Source organism: Lactiplantibacillus daoliensis, from assembly GCF_005405005.1.
GTDB lineage: Bacteria > Bacillota > Bacilli > Lactobacillales > Lactobacillaceae > Lactiplantibacillus > Lactiplantibacillus daoliensis.
Genome location: NZ_BJDH01000008.1, coordinates 36,719 through 53,447, shown reverse-complemented (window position 1 = coordinate 53,447; position 16,729 = coordinate 36,719). Strand labels below are relative to the sequence as shown.

Below are 16,729 nucleotides of genomic sequence, written 5' to 3'. Positions count from 1 at the left end.
AACTAAGTTTTAATGAAGGATGGCGACTATGAGTTTTTTAGGCACGTTATGTATTTTGTTGTTGGCAACGACTTTGGCTGGTCACTTTTCACATCGGATTGGGATTCCGGCCGTCATTGGTGAAATCTTAGTGGGGGTCATTTTAGGCCCGGCGATCTTTAATCTCGTTCACTTGACGAACCTGGTTCAGACTTTTTCAGACTTGGGAGTCATTGTGCTGATGTTTATTGGTGGACTAGAGAGTAATTTAGCATTATTGAAGAAATATTTACGGCCAGCGATTGTGGTGGCAGTGATTGGGGTCATTTTTCCAGTTTTGATTATGGGTGGTGCCAGTCACTTTTTCCACTTTACTTGGTTTGAGTCATTATTTATTGGCGTGATTTTTTCTGCGACCTCAGTGTCGATTTCGGTGGAAGTACTAAAAGAGTTTAAAGCCTTGGATACGAAGGAAGGCGCTACGATTCTTGGCGCGGCCGTGGCGGATGATATTATTGGCGTAATTCTACTCAGTATTATGATTTCAATGATGGGTGATCAAGGTGGTCATTCTCAGACTGCTTTGTGGTTAGTATTACTTGAACAAGTGGCGTTCTTTGTGGGTGTCTTCTTGTTGACTCGGTGGATTGCACCATTTTTAATGAGTTTAAGCAATCATTTGTTGATGGCCGTTAGTCCGACAATTATGTCAGTGATTATTTGTTTAGCCATGGCTTGGCTGGCAGAAACGGTGGGCTTGAGTGGGGCAATCGGCGCGTTTTTTGCCGGGACGGCAATTGCGCAGACCGACTATCAACATCAAGTCGACGTCAGCATTGAGCCAGTCGGTTACACGATTTTTATTCCAATCTTCTTTGTTAGTGTTGGTCTAAATATGACGTTTGATGGTTTTTGGCAGTCGCTACCATTTGTTGTAGTGATGACAGTTCTCGGCGTATTCACCAAGCTAATTGGTTGTGGCTTAGGCGCTAAATTGAATGGTTTCAGTGGTCACAGCAATTATTTGGTGGGTGCAGGGATGATTTCTCGCGGCGAGATGGCCCTAATTACGGCTCAGATTGGTTTTTCAGCTCATTTATTATCAAGTAACTACTACTCTGATATTATTTTAGTGATTATTCTAGTGACGATGATTGCACCATTCGTTTTGAAGGATGCGATTCATCGGGCACCGGCGGCAGCGGCTTCGTAAGTAGGTGTGTTTAGATGGTGACGTGCGTTACGGGTTATTGGCCGTGATGCTAATTTAGCAACGATCTTAATGTCATTTCCGTAAAGTTTGTTGAGTTTGTGTAAAGTCAACCTAATGGTGCTAAATAGCGCGTACAATTAAGTTAACAAAGTTAGTTGATTCCTCAAATTTAAGGAGTGACTGAAAGTGAACTTGTTGACGATGGTATTAATCCGGGTTGTCATGTTTGGCTTTGCAGCAGTCTTAATTGAACGTAATTTCGGTTTGTCTGAATTAATTCGCGGGTACGTTGGTCAAAGCCCCGCGGCACAGAATGCCTTTCAGGCACGACCGCCAATTCGACAGACTTTAATTGTCATCATGGGAATCGCCAGTATGATTTTGATGGTTGGGGCTTTGGGTGGAATTGTTGATCTAATCATGCGGCCAGAGATTGTGGGGACGAATCCATTCGGGCTCCGATTACTACAAATCGCGCTGGGATTAGGCCTTGCCGGTGAAATTATGCATCAATTTAAAAACAGTTTAAACTAAAAAAAAGATCTGAATGGCCGATTCTGTAGAATCAGTCATTCAGGTCTTTTTCAGTTAAACACGAACTTGATGTTCAATTGTAAATAGCGTGGGATCTAAATGAGCGATGAGAGGCGAAACGTCATCAACACTCAATAAAGTTAGATGGTGCATTGCGCGTGAGGCAATCGTGTAAAGTAGCCCGACTGATTTCTGATCTGGGTAATTTTTGGCCGAAACGTCATAAGCAATGACGGCGTCGAATTCCAGTCCCTTGGCTAAGTAAATTGGCATGACGATTACACCTTGTGGCATGGTGCGATCACTGTCAGCCATCAAGGTTGCAATCGTCTGATGTTTCAGGTATTGATAGACTTGCTTAGCTTCGGCGAGGTCTTTAGTGAGCACTGCGACCGTCTTAGTGTTTTCTAATTGTTGATTGACTTCGGTGAGTAGGCCTTTTAAGGCGTTATCTTCACCGTAACGAATCATGACTTTGGGAAGCTCACCTTCCCGAGTAAAGGCTTGAATCTGGTCGCCATCTGGTAATAATCCTTTGGCAAAGTTAGTGATCTGCAAGGTTGAACGATAACTTTTATTTAAAGTAATCAGATTAGCATGACGGACATTAAAGGCGTCACGTAGGCGTTCCAGTAATTGTTGTGGTAATTCGATATCATTAAATAAAGCTTGTTCACTGTCGCCAAGTAAAGTGAATTTGGCGAGAGGAAAGGCGTGTTTAATATACAGCAACTGGGCTAAGGAATAATCCTGCATCTCATCGACGAAGATGTATTGCATTCGTCGGTTTTGCCCACTGCCTGTTAAAATGTCGCGCAACAATAATAGTGGCGCACAGTCGAGTAAGGCGATTTTGTGGTACTCGATGCCGGTTTGGAACTGTTTCATCCGGGCTCGCCATTGGGCAGGTTCGATGGTGCTTGGTCGCTCAATTTGGCCAAGAAAATCGTTATATTGTTCATAAGTATCTAAAAAGTAGCCATTATAAATCGCATCATAGACTTGTCGCAAACGTTTGGTAACAATTTGTTTTCCAATATAGAAGACTTCATCGTCCAATGACTGAAAATCGCCGCGGCGTTTGTCGCCAAGCCAATCGTGGTAATCTTCGTCATTTAATTGGTCAATAATGTCGTTGACCCAGTCAGCTTGGGCTTCGTGGTCAATGCGGTGTTTAAGACGTTTGATCAGGGTATTCTTGATGCTTAAGAAACGATCAGCTGGTTGCATGGCGGTTGGTAGGGCGTTCGCAATTGCGGTAATTTCAGCACGTGAGAAGAAGACCTCGCCATTGAACACGATATTGGTAAAGCGCAATTGGTTAGCCGGCAAATGATGGCAGTAGGTGTCGACTTGTTGCATAAAGGCGGCACTTTCTTGGAATTGGCGAATGGCTGGGACTTGCGTGGTCGCTTGCCGGTCACTTTCGTAACGCTCAAAGAGGCTTTCAACGGTCAATCCCTGGAAACGGGCACTCAGAAATTCGGCTAAGGTGACTTGCCGCATATTGCGTTCACCTAAACTGGGTAGGACTTCAGAAATATAATGACTGAATAGTCGGTTTGGAGAAAACAGTACCATTTGATCTGCTTCCAGTGAGGCTCTTGAATGGTAAAGCAGAAAGGCGATTCGTTGCAGAATGGCGGACGTTTTGCCGGAACCAGCCACCCCTTGTACCACTAATAAATCGCTATAAGTATCGCGAATAATATCATTTTGTTCTTTTTGAATCGTTGCGACGATATTTTGCATGTAAGCGTCGTTCTGTTCGCCGAGGACACTCTGCAAAATTTCATCCCCAACGGTTTCGTTGGTATCAAACATATTTTTGATTTGACCGTGGTCAATTTGAAATTGACGTTTTTTTTGTAATTCGGTCGTTTGGTCGCCGGCAGGGGTCTGGTAATGAACTTTACCAAGGGTCCCATTATAGTAGACGGACGAAATTGGCGCGCGCCAATCATAAACGAGAAAGTTTTGTTGCTCGTCAACGAATGATGCCGTCCCGATATAAAGCTTTTCGGCAGCCTCGTCTGGGCTATCTTGAATATCAATTCGGCCAAAATACGGCGAATTGCTGAGATCCTGTAAAACACCGACTTGGCGATTGAGGATTGCTTCGGATTCAACGGCTCGTTCGACCATTTGCTTTTGTTGTTGTAATTCCGCGTTGGTTTCGATTCGGTCATCGACTTCAAACGTGTTGACGGAGTTATTATCACCGTAGTTTTTCTGAATCACATCGGTTTCACGGTGGGCCTTGGCAACTAAACGGTCGGTTTCCTTGGCGCGGGCTTTGACCTGCTTAATGACGGCGTCCACACGCTGTTGTTCTTGCTGCTGTTCTTGGTCTGATGTTGTCACTGTGATAACAGCCTCCAGTCTTAATCTCGGTAAATTGCTTGAACAATTCTAGGCGGAAATGCCCAGACTGTCAATCAAATCGCCTGCAGGGTGAAAATTAATTATCACAAGGCTTGCAACTGATTTTAGTTTATTCTAATATTATTTTAATAATTCTAATTGAAAGTTAGTGATGAGATGCGAGTAGCGTTAGCACAATTGGATGTTCAGTTTGGCAATCCTGATGAAAATTACCGACAAGTTGAAACGGCCGTGACCCGAGCAGCTGAGCAGGCTGTTGACGTGATCGTGTTACCAGAAATGTGGAATACCGGCTATGCGTTGACACGATTAGCCGCATTCGCTGATTTTGAAGGGGAACGGACGCAAAAATTATTGAGCCAACACGCGCGTCAATTTCACGTGAATTTGGTGGGTGGTTCCGTCGCGGTTGAACGCGATGGCCATTACTACAATGAAATGCTAGTTATTAATCGCCAAGGTGAATTACTGAGTCGCTATGATAAAGTCCATCGCTTTGGGTTGATGGCAGAAGATCGCTATATTACGGCTGGCGCAAGTGAAAATGTGTTCTCAATTGATGATGTTCCAGCCATGGCTGTGATTTGTTATGATATTCGGTTCCCAGAATGGTTGCGTAAACAGGCGGCACAAGGCCCACAAGTCATTTTTGTGGCTGCGGAATGGCCGACGGTGCGGTTACCACAGTGGCGGCTGTTGTTACAAGCCCGCGCAATTGAAAATCAGGCCTTTGTAGTGGCGGTTAACCGGGTTGGAAGTGATCCTGATAATGATTTCGGTGGGCAATCGTTGGTCGTTGATCCCTTAGGTCAAATTGTTACTGAAGCTGGTGCGCATCCAGAAATTCTAACTGCTAACTTGGATTTAGCCCAGGTTAAACAAGTTCGCGGGAGTATGCCAGTCTTTGCCGACCGTCGTCCCGAGTTGTATTCGTAGAAAGTCGAAGGTGTTTGAATGAAATTTCCAGAATCAAAAGTGATGGGGCAGTTGCCAAAGCAATTTTTCGCGAGTCTAGTTCAAAATGTCAACGCTAAAGTTGCCAGTGGGGCGGATGTCATCAACTTGGGTCAAGGTAATCCAGATCAGCCAACGCCGGACTTCATTGTGCAGGCTTTGGCAGAAGCAGCGAAAGATCCGGCGACGCATAAGTATGCCCAATTTCGTGGACAACCAGCGTTCAAACAAGCCTGTGCTGATTTTTATGAACGTGAATATGGCGTCAAGTTAGACCCAGAAACCGAGATTGCGGTATTGGGTGGCACTAAGATTGGGTTAGTTGAATTACCCTTTGCGTTGATGAACCCGGGTGAAACGATTTTAATGCCGGACCCTGGCTATCCCGATTATTTTTCAGGCGTCGCACTCGCTCAAGTGAAACTAGCAACCTATCCGTTACTAGAAAAGAATGGCTTTTTACCAGATTATGCTAGTTTTGATCCAGCGGTTGCTGCCGCTGCCAAATTAATGTATCTCAATTATCCGAATAATCCAACCGGTGCTGTCGCTAATCCTGAATTTTATGATCAGACGGTTGCGTACGCCAAAACCCATCAAATTGGGGTCGTTAGCGACTTTGCCTACGGGGCCATTGGCTTCGATGGTCAAAAGCCGGTCAGTTTTTTACAAAGTGCCGGTGCGAAGGACGTGGGCGTTGAGTTCTACTCGTTTTCAAAAACGTATAACATGGCTGGTTGGCGGTTAGGATTTGCGGCTGGTAATGCGGATATGATTGAAGCAATCAATTTGATTCAGGATCATTTATTCGTGAGTGTCTTTCCGGCTATTCAGCGTGCCGGAATCGCAGCGCTACAGAGTGATCAAAGTGCAGCACGGGAAATTAGTGATCGCTATGAGTCTCGCCGAAATGCCGTATTAAAGGCAGCTGCTAAGATTAATTGGTCGGCCTACAAGCCGGGTGGGGCATTTTATACCTTGATGAAAGTACCAGCCGGTCAGACGAGTGAACAATTTGCGGCGTTGTTACTGGATAAAGCGAGTGTGGCTGTTGCGCCATGTAATGGGTTTGGCCCACATGGCGAAGGTTATGTTCGAATTGGGTTATTGGTTTCTGAGGAACGGCTGGTGGAAGCAGTCGAGCGAGTTGGTGCACTGAATTTGTTTTGACAGTGGCGCGCGTAACGCTTACACTGAACATAATTAATCGTTGAAGAAAAGAAGAGTAAGGCGTCCAATAACAGAGACCTAGTCATCGCTGAAAGCTAGGAAGGACAATTGAATTGGCTTTTTGGAGATTTGGTGTCAACCGGGAACCCACCCTTATCGGTGTAATGAGTGGCAGAAAAATTTTCTGCAATTTAGGTGGTACCACGGTAATGCGTCCTAATTGACTAGGTTTAGTCAATGGGGCGCTTTTTTGTTAAGAGTGTGAGCCAAGTCGGGTTGCTTCCGAGCATAGCCTAGCCAGTCAATTACTCGGTGGTTGCCGAGTGGTTGACTGGCGTAGCTAAGCGGAGAACGCAGGCTTGGTGAGCACGTTTCGAATGAACATGTTTTGGCAATTAAGTCCAACCCATCAAAAACTAGTCTTAACGATAAATAACGCGTCAATAATGAAAGGATGTTCTAAAAGATGACAAAAAAAGTACTATTAACAGGTGACCGTCCAACCGGTCAATTGCATATCGGCCATTTTGTTGGCTCATTGCGTAACCGGGTCGCTTTGCAAAATACGGGTGATTACGATTCATACATCATGATTGCGGATAACCAGGCGTTGACTGACAACGCTCATGATCCAGAAAAAATTCGGAAGAGTTTATTACAAGTAGCGATGGATTATTTGGCTGTCGGAATTGATCCTGAAAAGTCAACGATTTTAGTTCAATCACAAATTCCAGCTTTAACGGATATGATGAATCAATTCTTGAACTTGGTGACAGTTGCGCGTTTGAATCGGAATCCAACTGTTAAAACGGAAATTAAGCAAAAGGCTTTTGGTGAAAGCGTCCCAGCGGGGTTCTTTGTTTATCCAGTTAGCCAAGCCGCTGATATTACAGCCTTCAAAGCCACTACGGTGCCAGTTGGTGATGATCAAGAACCAATGTTGGAACAAACGCGTGAAATCGTGCGGAGTTTCAATCGGACTTATCAACAAGACGTGTTGGTTGAACCAGAAGGGTACTTCCCACCAAAAGGCTTAGGCCGGATTCCTGGTTTGGATGGCAACGCTAAGATGAGTAAATCGCTTGGTAATGCGATTTACTTGGCAGATGACGCGGACACCGTCCAAAAGAAAGTCATGTCGATGTACACCGACCCTGACCACATTCACGTTGAGGATCCTGGTAAAATTGAAGGCAATACGGTTTTCACTTACTTGGATATCTTCGGCGAAGACACCGACAAGATTGCGGACTTAAAGGCGCAATATCAACATGGCGGTTTGGGTGATGTTAAAATCAAACGTTACTTAATTGAAGTGTTAGATGGTGTCTTGCGGCCAATCCGAGAACGGCGTGCTATTTATGAAGCAGATCCCGCTCAAGTGATGGCAATCTTGAAGGCTGGAACGGCCAAAGCTAACGTGGTAGCAGACCAGACTTGGCGTGAAATGCAAGCTGCGATTGGGATTAACTATTTTGATAAAAAATAATTTGTAAAATAAAATGCTCAGCATCTGATAAAAGAGATGTTGAGCATTTTTATTATGGTTACGGGTATTTAACGGTACTACCAAATTTGAGTGGCACGAAGCCGTAGTGGGTATACTTATCGACAGTTTGCGTGTCAACCGCTTTGAGTTCGGGTGCAATAAAGTCATAGATTGCACGATACTCAACCGGTAATCCAGCAATCCGATTTTTGAGTTTAAGTGATAAATCAGCTTGTAATAAAGCTTTTCGCAAAGCAATCATGACTTGAGTGGTCTCAGCGCCATGTGTTAAGTCCATAGAAAATTGTCCTAATTGCGCCCGAAACGTCTCAAATTGCGGCAGTTGGACTTGAACAAAAGCCGTATCTACTAGTTGGATGAGTTCTTGTCGTTGTGTCATGTTTTAGTCCCCCCATAAATCATGTTTGGTTAGGTCTAAATCGGCTTAGCCTACTTAAAGTATACACCGGATAAGGCCAATCACTGCAGCTTCACCTAAATCATGATAAAATTAATAACATTATTTCTATACAGAGGAGCGTTTCAGCGTGACAGAATCTACTTTTTGGTCGGAGATTGCGGCGAAAGCCCGCGCAGAACACCGACCGTTCTTTACGATGGCACCAATGGAAGCCGTCAGTAATACTGTTTTCCGGCAAGTTGTTGCCAAAGCGGCGGCACCGGATGCTTTCTTTACTGAATTCGTCTATGCCAAGGGGATTACGAATTCGAATACCAAGTTTCCAGTTCATGGTCGACTATACGTTGCACCAGCAGAAGCGCAGCGACCAGTTGTGCAGTTGTGGGGCAATGAGGCCGCTGATTTTGTGACGGCCGCGGCGGCTTTAAAAGAAAAAGGTTTTGAAGCCGTTGATATTAACATGGGTTGTCCAGATGGGACGGTCATCAAAAATCATGGTGGGAGTGACCTTATTCGAAATCCACAGTGGGCCATTGATGTAATCGCGGCGGCTAAAACGGCGGGCCTGGCTGTCAGTGTTAAAACCCGGCTCGGTTATAGTAAATTGGCTGAATTTCGTGATTGGATCCCAACGCTGTTACGTCAAAATGTTGATGTCTTAACGGTGCATTTGCGGACGAAACAAGAAATGAGCAAAGTTGGCGCTCACTTTGAAGTTATCGATGAGTTGATTCAGCTGCGTGATGAAATTGCGCCGGACACTTTGTTACAAATTAATGGCGACATTCCTGATTATCAGGCTGGGTTAGCCTTAGCCAAACAACATCCTGGACTGGATGGCATCATGATTGGTCGCGGGGTCTTTGCGAGTCCGTTTGCTTTTGAAACGACACCGCAATCACATTCATTGGCGGAGTTGTTGGACTTGCTCCGCTATCAACTTGAGCTGTTTGATGATTTTGCGACTCGGTATGATGTGCCACGCTTTCCCTCATTAAAACGGTTCTTCAAAATTTATGCGCGTCCAGAACTCGGGGCGACGGATTTACGGAATGCGATGATGGATGCAAAATCAACTGCTGAGGTCCGTCAAATCTTGAATGAGTCACCTGATACAAATTAAAAAGCTCACGGCAAACTTGTCGCGAGCTTTTTTATCGGTCGCGGCCTTCGTTGCCCAGTCTGGGGGCTTTAATGTTAAAATAAGAACAAATAACCTCAAGAAAAGTGAGCGTGGTGTTTATGAGAAATTTAGCGATTGTCGATCTCGGATCAAATTCGGCCCGGATGGCGGTCAGCCGGTTACATCCGAATGGGACGGCTACCGAAATTAAACGAGTCAAGGAAGATACGCGGTTGTCTGAAAGTATGGGGTCAGAACATGTCCTCCAACCAGCCGCGATTGATCGGACGATTCGAGCGTTGTTAGATTTCAAAAAAATATACACGCGGATGCCCAATACGGATGTGATTGGCATCACTACAGCCGCAGTACGAATGGCCCAGAACCAAAAAGCCTTTTTAGCTCGTGTGAAAAAAGAAGTTGGTTTAGAGCTCAAGGTGTTATCTGGTGACGATGAAGCCTATTACGACTATCTAGGGGTAGCCAATTCGCTAGTCGTCAATGATTGCTTGATCTTGGATACTGGCGGCGCAAGTTGTGAGTTGATTCTAGTTAAAGGTGGTCGGGAACAACAACTGATCAGTGTGCCATTTGGTGCGGTCACGCTCTCTGAACAGTTTGAACTTGATGACCTCGTTCCAGCCGCAAATCTATTTCGGGCACAGATGTTTTTGCGGAATCGTTTGGCAGATATTTGGTGGTTGACTGAAGCAATGCACTTTCCAATCATCTTGCTCGGTGGGGCAAATCGGACACTGGCACGAGTCAATCGGCGACGCCAACAGAAGTTAAAAGTCGAAGATATTCACGGTTACCGCTTGAAAACGGAGACCGTTTATCAGACGTTCTTGGACTTGCTAACCCGTTCTAAGGCTGGTCGGCAGGATATCTCGGGCATGGAATACGATCGGGCTGATATTATCGTAGGTGGCATGCTACCGTTAGTGACCTTGTTACAAATGCTTGATAGCGATCGCGTGATTTTTTCCGAAAGCGGTGTGCGTGAAGGCATTATCTCGGAACATCTAAATTCAGAAAACTGAACAGAAAGGCTGGATTGATTATATGACTGCTGATTTTCGCCATTTTTATCAAAAATCGTGGGCTGAACGGACGGCAATCGTTGCGGCGCAGACACAACTATCACCCGCTGAAACGGCGTTATTCAAAAAATACTACGCCCCTCAGCACAGTGAAATTATTGAAAATTACCTAACGGATTATCCATTACCTATGGGATTGGCAGTCAATTTCGTGATTGATGGGCAACCGGTGGTAATCCCAATGGTTACGGAAGAACCATCGGTCATTGCGGCAGCCAGCAATGGGGCTAAGATTGTCAAACGTGCGGGTGGGTTTAAAACAACCCTGACTAAGCGTGAGATGGTCGGTCAAATTGTTTTAGAACAACTGACGGATACCGCTAAAACAGCCGCAGTAATTATGGCCAATCGCGACGATTTATTAGCAGTTGCTGATGATGCCCACCCGAGTTTGAAAAAACGAGGCGGCGGGGCGCGCCAATTGCGGACACGTGATTTAGGCCAAGGCTATTTGTCGATTGATTTATTTGTTGATGTGCAAGCAGCCATGGGGGCAAATATGCTCAATAGTATGCTCGAAGCTGTTGCGAAATCAATCGGGGTCTTGACTAAAACCAATGCTTTAATGAGCATTCTGTCGAACTATGCGACGGCAAGTCTGGTCAAAGCCACTTGTGAGTTACCTGTAAGCCTATTACAGGCTGGCCGTTATTCCGGCAAGCTAGTCGCGCAGAAAATTGCCTCTGCCAGCACAGTCGCCCAACTTGATCCATATCGGGCAGCAACACACAATAAAGGCATTATGAACGGAATCGATGCGTTGGCGATTGCGACCGGTAATGATTGGCGTGCCCTTGAAAGTGGCAGTCACGCGTATGCGGCGAAGGACGGGCAATACCGTGGGATGAGCACGTGGACGACGGATGGTCAGACCTTAACTGGGACCATTGAGCTACCATTGCCAGTTGGCGTCGTTGGTGGCTCCATTAAAATCAATGAGCTTGCCCAATTAAACCAGCGAATTTTGGGAATTAGTACCGCTCCCGAACTCGCAAAGATTATGGCGGCCTTAGGGCTTGCCCAAAATTTGGCCGCTTTACGGGCGTTAGTAACAACTGGAATTCAACAAGGTCACATGCATTTGCAATTGAAATCTTTAGCTTTGGCTGCTGGGGCGACAGCGGTAGAATTACCAACGATTTTGCAGCAGTTAGAGCAGGCGCCGCAGCAAGATCTTGCGACGACGCAACACTTAATCACTAAACTACGACAATCAAAGGAAGAAAATGATGACTGAACCTAAATTAAATCAAACTTTAACGGACTTACTTAGCACGACTAATTCACTTTATCCAGGCAACGTGACCGTGATGTTTGGTCAAGACCAAGCGGGCTATGTCCGTCATGACCAAGCGCATCAACTCATGCACGCCGGTGATATTGAAATTCAGGTCGCTGATATAACGGCGCCAAACTATACTGCATCACATGAGATGTTGCACCTATTGTTGTTGCTACAGGGCTTTCCGCAGGTGACATTCAATTTGACAACGCGAAATGCGCAATTGGATGAACAGTTGATGGCAATTGCGATGGAACTGTACGACGCGGTGGCACATGTTCTGGTTGTGAAAAAACAACGTGAACATGACCTGATTGATGACAATATTGAAGAACTGTATTTTAAAGGCATTTACGCAACGATTGATCCCGAAAATCCGGTGAAAACTGACGCCATGATGACGTTACGGTTATTGACGTTGACCGATTTACTAGTCTTCTTTGGTGGTGAGTTGAGCGCTGAACGGCTAGCAAAAGTGACTGCTGATTTTCCAAAAGCTTGGGCCGCGGCACAGAAGCTGTATACGGTGATTGCGACCAAGCCGGTTGATACGCCATTTGCTATGCGTCGCGCTGTTGTTAAGTTGTTCAAAGCGTTTGATGAACAAATGGAATTGTGGGATTTACCGTTATTGCATGGTAGTGAATTTGTGACGATGCAATCGGTCTTTAGTGAACACCAATTACGGTTAGAAGTTCGCCAATTATTCGATGTTTATCATTCTGATATGTTGGATAAAAACAAGAATACCCGTGCTTATATTGGGTTAAACAAGGGTGACCGGCAAAATGCCTTTGTCATTCCAGCGCCAGCACAAAAGAAGAGCGACGAGTTTTTCAAGGAATTATATGGCAAAACGGTCAAGGAATTATTCACGGACTTAGACTTACCTTTTACATTGCGGTAAGTCGACTCAAGGGAGGCCTTGAAAATGACGACTGCACAAGAAATGGTACAAACAGCTCAGCACATTGTCTTTATGACTGGCGCGGGTGTTTCAACCCCCTCGGGAATTCCCGATTATCGTTCTAAAGGTGGCTTATATACTGGTCATCAACATGCGGAGTATTATTTGAGTCATGCTTATTTAGAAAGTGATCCGAAAGGCTTTTATCATTATTTAAAAGAAAATTTGTATTATCCCAATGCTAAACCGAATGTGATCCATCAAAAAATGGCCGCATTGACGCAACAAGGACGTGCCGGGATAATTACACAAAATATTGATAATTTATATCAGGTCGCAGGGGCGAAAAATTTGGTTGAATTCCACGGAAATCTCTATCAGATTTATTGCACCGAATGTGGTCAAGAGGTGTCGTTTCAAGACTATTTGCGCTCGCCATATCACAGCACGGACCAAGGCTATTTACGGCCCAAAGTGGTGCTTTATGATGAAGGTATTGCGCAGAAAAATGTTGACCGGTCGCTGGCGTTGCTACGTCAGGCTGATTTGGTCGTCATTTGTGGCACGTCATTTCGGGTCTATCCCTTTGCCGGACTGATTGATTATCGTCGTTCAGCGGCAAAAGTGCTCGCAATTAATGAAGAACCGTTACAACTGCCATTTGAGTTTGAGATGGTCCAGCAAAATGCGGTGGACTTTTTTGAAGGGGTGACAGTTTGAGATGATTACAATTGGCTTAACAACTTGGACCGAACATCCTAGTTTGTTGGGAGGTACAGATAAACTCACGTTGACTGAATATTCTGGTGTGTTGCCGGTCGTGGAAGTCGATACACCATTTTACGGTATTCCGAAACCAAGTACGGTTGCCAAATGGCAAAAAGCCGTCCCAGCAAAATTTCAATTTATTTTGAAGGCCAATCAAACGATGACCTTGCATGACACTTTGGAAGAGGGCATCTCGATGGATGCTTTGAAAACGGCTTATCGCGAATACCGTGCGATGCTCAAACCGCTAACTCAGCACCATCAATTGAAGGCTATTTTGTTTCAGTTCCCACCATTTTTTGAACGGTCGACCCGTAACTTCCATTATTTACAGCGAATGGTGCAGTGGCTACCGGGCTTACCAATTGCGGTTGAGTTTCGTAATCAAAGTTGGTATGAACCAGGCGTGAAGGATTCAATCTTTAATTTTTTAAAGGATCTGGGAATCGTGCACGTCACGGTAGACGAACCACACGCCATGAACGATGGGGTTTCTTTTGAACCAGTGGTAACGAATCCAAAATTAGCCATCATGCGCTTGCATGGTCGCAACCAGGCTGGTTGGTCGACGAAAGGGAAAGATTGGCGCAGTCAACGAACCTTGTATCGATACAGTGACGCCGAGTTAGCAGAGTTTAAGACAACTGTCGAACACTTGCAGACGCAAGCGGCCGAAGTCTGTGTAATTTTTAATAATAATTCTGGCGGTGATGCGGCCGATAATGCCTTGGCGTTAAAGGCGTTACTCGGCGTTTCCTTTGGTGATCTCGGGCCACAGCAATTGGATTTGTTCTAACCGTTTCCTAAGCAACGGTGGAAGTATGATACAATAAAAAAGAATTTAACTAAAAATGTTAATACTAATGTTTTGTGCGAGTTGAATGTTTGTAGCCACTCTGGTTGGCCCAGAATTGGCTGGAACGTGGTGGCCACGTTTGTGAGCCAAAAAGAGGTCTCACAAGCCGGGCTTTATCTAAGCCGCGGAGTAACCGCGACTAAGATAAATGACACCACTGAGCCAATTCTGAACCGCCCGACGTTAAATAACTGATCACTTATGAGAATAGATATTCATGAATTTGAACAGTTTAGCCGAGAGGTTGGGGTCTAAAATGCTCAGCCATGAAATTTGTCTTAGTACGGGTGGATTTTCCCGAACTTAGACAAAGGTCAGTTTTGAAGACCGCTTTTTGGCTTCAAAATGGCCCATGGCGTTCCAGCATTTTAGACCCCGACCGGTAGGCGGACAAATTTAACTAGCATGACACGTTATAATAGCGATTTAATAACATGTTTGAAGGGAATTAAAGTCATGGCAGACACAAAACCAACTTATTATATTACAACGCCGATTTATTACCCCTCCGGTAAATTACACATCGGTAACTCATATACCACGATTGCTTGTGATACTTTAGCGCGCTACAAACGGGCCATGGGTTATGATGTCTTTTTCTTAACCGGGACGGATGAACACGGCTTAAAGATAGAAGAAAAAGCAGAAAAATTAAATACTGATCCTAAGAGTTATGTCGATGGCATGGCCAAAGATATCAAGGAACTTTGGAAATTGTTGGAAATTTCCAATGACAAGTTCATTCGGACGACCGATGATTATCATGAACACGCTGTGCAAGTGATTTTTGACCGGTTATTGAAGCAAGGCGACATTTACCTTGGCGACTACGAAGGCTGGTATTCCGTTGATGATGAAGAATACTTCACCGAAACGCAATTAGCCGAAGTTTATCGGGACAAAGACGGTAAAATGATCGGTGGGAAAGCACCAAGTGGTCATGAAGTTGAACTCGTTAAGGAACAATCTTACTTCTTTAAGATGAGCAAATATGCGGACTGGTTGTTAGATTATTACCAGACGCATCCAAACTTCATTCAACCAGCAAACCGGATGAATGAAATGGTCAATAATTTTATCAAGCCTGGTCTGGAAGACTTAGCGGTTACACGGACGAGTTTCACTTGGGGTGTACCAGTTAAGACCGATCCTAAGCATGTTGTTTACGTTTGGCTCGACGCCTTGATGAACTATATTACGGCTTTGGGTTATGCGACTGACGATAATGATCAATTGTTCAAGAAGTTTTGGCCTGCCAATGTGCAAATGGTTGGGAAAGAAATCGTGCGTTTCCATACGATTTACTGGCCAATCTTCTTACATGCCTTGGGCTTAGAACTGCCTGAAACAGTGTTCGGTCACGGTTGGTTACTCATGAGTGATGATAAAATGTCGAAATCCAAGGGGAATGTGATTTATCCCGAAACGATCGTCGAACACTATGGCCTCGATGCCTTACGTTATTACTTAATCAAGGCAATGCCTTATGGTAACGATGGTTCCTTTACACCGGAAGATTTTGTGGCTAAAGTGAACTATGATTTAGCGAACGATTTGGGGAACTTGTTGAACCGAACTGTTGCGATGATCAATAAATATGAAGCTGGCAAGTTGCCTGAATTCAAAGCTGGTGTCACCGAGTTTGACGCAGACTTAGAACAAACGGCAGCTGAAACGATTGCCAATTACAATGACTTAATGGACAAGTTGCACCTTTCTGATGCTTTGAGCGAAATCTGGAAGCTGGTCAGTCGGACGAACAAGTACATTGATGAAACGGCCCCATGGCAGTTAGCTAAGAGTGACGATGCTGCGGATACTGAAAAGTTAGCCAGCGTCATGGCACATTTAGCTGCTAGCCTCCGCGTTATTGGGAGCTTGATCAGCCCAGTGATGACACATGCACCAAAGGAAATCTTTACGCAATTAGGCTTAGATCCTGAAAGCTTATCATTGACTGATTTAAAGCTGAGCGATTTACCAGCTGGCAATCAAGTCGTGGCTAAAGGCACCCCAATTTTTCCACGTTTAGACATGGAAAAAGAAGTTGATTTCTTGAAGAGCCAGATGACACAATCAGATAAGAAAAAGGGCCGAGCCGCCATGGCCGCTGCCGCCAAGGCTGAAGTCGCCAAGCATGAAGCTGCGATTGAAGGCGATTGGAATCCGGCTGAAACTGAGCTAAATTTGACGAAACCAGAAATGGTTTTTGAAGATTTTGAAAAGGTTGAACTCAAGGTGGCAGAAGTTGTGACCGTTCAGAAGATGAAGGGGAGCAGCAAGTTGCTTCAGTTCCGGTTGGATGCTGGTGATGAAGATCATCGCCAAATTCTGTCCGGTATTGCGAAGTGGTATCCAGAACCGGAAGTTTTAATCGGTAAAAAAGTTGTCATTGTTGGTAACTTGAAACCACGTAAGATGATGGGACAATTAAGCCAAGGCATGTTGCTGTCAGCGGAGCATGGTGATGAAGTTCAATTGATCACTGTCCCTGACAATATTCCAAATGGTTCATTAATTTCATAAGCAATTCAACAAAGTCGTT

14 protein-coding genes and 1 other annotated feature are annotated in these 16,729 nt (G+C 44.9%); of the genes, 12 read left to right on the top strand and 2 right to left on the bottom strand.

The window, feature by feature from the left end:
* Positions 1–28: 28 nt before the first annotated feature.
* A complete protein-coding gene (locus FFM64_RS09900) occupies positions 29–1,192 on the top strand; it encodes a cation:proton antiporter (protein WP_137607861.1) in 1,164 nt (387 codons plus the stop codon).
* Positions 1,193–1,378: 186 nt separating this feature from the next.
* On the top strand, positions 1,379–1,726 hold the full coding sequence (locus FFM64_RS09895) for a hypothetical protein (RefSeq protein ID WP_137607860.1): 348 nt from the start codon (positions 1,379–1,381) through the stop codon (positions 1,724–1,726).
* 54 nt (positions 1,727–1,780) lie between these two features.
* On the opposite strand, the gene helD is transcribed toward FFM64_RS09895, so the two are convergent.
* Positions 1,781–4,090 (bottom strand): RNA polymerase recycling motor HelD, encoded by a 2,310-nt coding sequence (gene helD / locus FFM64_RS09890; RefSeq protein WP_137607859.1) that lies wholly within the window; start codon positions 4,088–4,090, stop codon positions 1,781–1,783.
* A gap of 177 nt (positions 4,091–4,267) precedes the next feature.
* Between helD and FFM64_RS09885 the strand changes: the two genes are divergently transcribed.
* The 3 genes from FFM64_RS09885 (at position 4,268) to trpS (ending at position 7,724) form a co-directional block, all read left to right on the top strand.
* Positions 4,268–5,047 (top strand): carbon-nitrogen family hydrolase, encoded by a 780-nt coding sequence (locus FFM64_RS09885; protein WP_137607858.1) that lies wholly within the window; start codon positions 4,268–4,270, stop codon positions 5,045–5,047.
* 18 nt (positions 5,048–5,065) lie between these two features.
* Positions 5,066–6,235, top strand: coding sequence for a pyridoxal phosphate-dependent aminotransferase (locus FFM64_RS09880; protein WP_137607857.1), 1,170 nt, complete (start codon positions 5,066–5,068; stop codon positions 6,233–6,235).
* A 31-nt stretch (positions 6,236–6,266) separates the two neighbouring features.
* Positions 6,267–6,457 (top strand) — a binding site (T-box leader).
* Positions 6,458–6,701: 244 nt separating this feature from the next.
* Positions 6,702–7,724 carry a tryptophan--tRNA ligase gene (gene trpS, locus FFM64_RS09875; RefSeq protein WP_137607856.1) on the top strand — a complete coding sequence of 341 codons (1,023 nt, stop codon included), beginning with the start codon at positions 6,702–6,704 and terminating at the stop codon, positions 7,722–7,724.
* A 58-nt stretch (positions 7,725–7,782) separates the two neighbouring features.
* Here trpS and FFM64_RS09870 read toward each other — a convergent pair whose 3' ends face one another.
* Positions 7,783–8,124, bottom strand: coding sequence for a hypothetical protein (locus FFM64_RS09870; protein WP_137607855.1), 342 nt, complete (start codon positions 8,122–8,124; stop codon positions 7,783–7,785).
* A 148-nt stretch (positions 8,125–8,272) separates the two neighbouring features.
* On the opposite strand from FFM64_RS09870, the gene FFM64_RS09865 reads away from it, so the two are divergent.
* The 7 genes from FFM64_RS09865 to metG all read left to right on the top strand — a co-directional run bounded on the left by FFM64_RS09865 (position 8,273) and on the right by metG (position 16,710).
* Positions 8,273–9,268: a tRNA dihydrouridine synthase gene (locus FFM64_RS09865; protein WP_137607854.1), complete on the top strand. Its 996-nt coding sequence runs from the start codon at positions 8,273–8,275 to the stop codon at positions 9,266–9,268.
* A 119-nt stretch (positions 9,269–9,387) separates the two neighbouring features.
* Positions 9,388–10,311: a Ppx/GppA family phosphatase gene (locus FFM64_RS09860; protein ID WP_137607853.1), complete on the top strand. Its 924-nt coding sequence runs from the start codon at positions 9,388–9,390 to the stop codon at positions 10,309–10,311.
* Between the two features lie 22 nt (positions 10,312–10,333).
* Positions 10,334–11,608 (top strand): hydroxymethylglutaryl-CoA reductase, degradative, encoded by a 1,275-nt coding sequence (locus tag FFM64_RS09855; RefSeq protein ID WP_137607852.1) that lies wholly within the window; start codon positions 10,334–10,336, stop codon positions 11,606–11,608.
* The gene (locus tag FFM64_RS09850; protein ID WP_137607851.1) at positions 11,601–12,560 is read left to right on the top strand and encodes an IpaB/EvcA family protein; all 960 of its coding nucleotides are present in this window, start codon (positions 11,601–11,603) and stop codon (positions 12,558–12,560) included. The genes FFM64_RS09855 and FFM64_RS09850 overlap by 8 nt, the downstream gene beginning before the upstream one ends.
* 24 nt (positions 12,561–12,584) lie before the next feature.
* Positions 12,585–13,280, top strand: a complete 696-nt coding sequence (locus FFM64_RS09845; protein WP_137607850.1) for an NAD-dependent protein deacylase — start codon at positions 12,585–12,587, stop codon at positions 13,278–13,280.
* A 1-nt stretch (position 13,281) separates the two neighbouring features.
* Positions 13,282–14,124 (top strand): DUF72 domain-containing protein, encoded by an 843-nt coding sequence (locus FFM64_RS09840; protein ID WP_137607849.1) that lies wholly within the window; start codon positions 13,282–13,284, stop codon positions 14,122–14,124.
* Positions 14,125–14,640: 516 nt separating this feature from the next.
* Complete coding sequence (metG, locus tag FFM64_RS09830; RefSeq protein WP_137607847.1) at positions 14,641–16,710, top strand: methionine--tRNA ligase; 2,070 nt, start codon at positions 14,641–14,643, stop codon at positions 16,708–16,710.
* The last annotated feature ends 19 nt before the right edge of the window (positions 16,711–16,729 follow it).

Coding starts and splice junctions, on each gene's coding strand:
- FFM64_RS09860 (WP_137607853.1), top strand. CDS start 9,388: ATGAGAAATTTAGCGATTGTCGATCTCGGATCAAATTCGGCCCGGATG.
- FFM64_RS09845 (WP_137607850.1), top strand. CDS start 12,585: ATGACGACTGCACAAGAAATGGTACAAACAGCTCAGCACATTGTCTTT.
- FFM64_RS09840 (WP_137607849.1), top strand. CDS start 13,282: ATGATTACAATTGGCTTAACAACTTGGACCGAACATCCTAGTTTGTTG.
- FFM64_RS09850 (WP_137607851.1), top strand. CDS start 11,601: ATGACTGAACCTAAATTAAATCAAACTTTAACGGACTTACTTAGCACG.
- FFM64_RS09880 (WP_137607857.1), top strand. CDS start 5,066: ATGAAATTTCCAGAATCAAAAGTGATGGGGCAGTTGCCAAAGCAATTT.
- trpS (WP_137607856.1), top strand. CDS start 6,702: ATGACAAAAAAAGTACTATTAACAGGTGACCGTCCAACCGGTCAATTG.
- FFM64_RS09855 (WP_137607852.1), top strand. CDS start 10,334: ATGACTGCTGATTTTCGCCATTTTTATCAAAAATCGTGGGCTGAACGG.
- FFM64_RS09885 (WP_137607858.1), top strand. CDS start 4,268: ATGCGAGTAGCGTTAGCACAATTGGATGTTCAGTTTGGCAATCCTGAT.
- FFM64_RS09900 (WP_137607861.1), top strand. CDS start 29: ATGAGTTTTTTAGGCACGTTATGTATTTTGTTGTTGGCAACGACTTTG.
- FFM64_RS09870 (WP_137607855.1), bottom strand. CDS start 8,124: ATGACACAACGACAAGAACTCATCCAACTAGTAGATACGGCTTTTGTT.
- metG (WP_137607847.1), top strand. CDS start 14,641: ATGGCAGACACAAAACCAACTTATTATATTACAACGCCGATTTATTAC.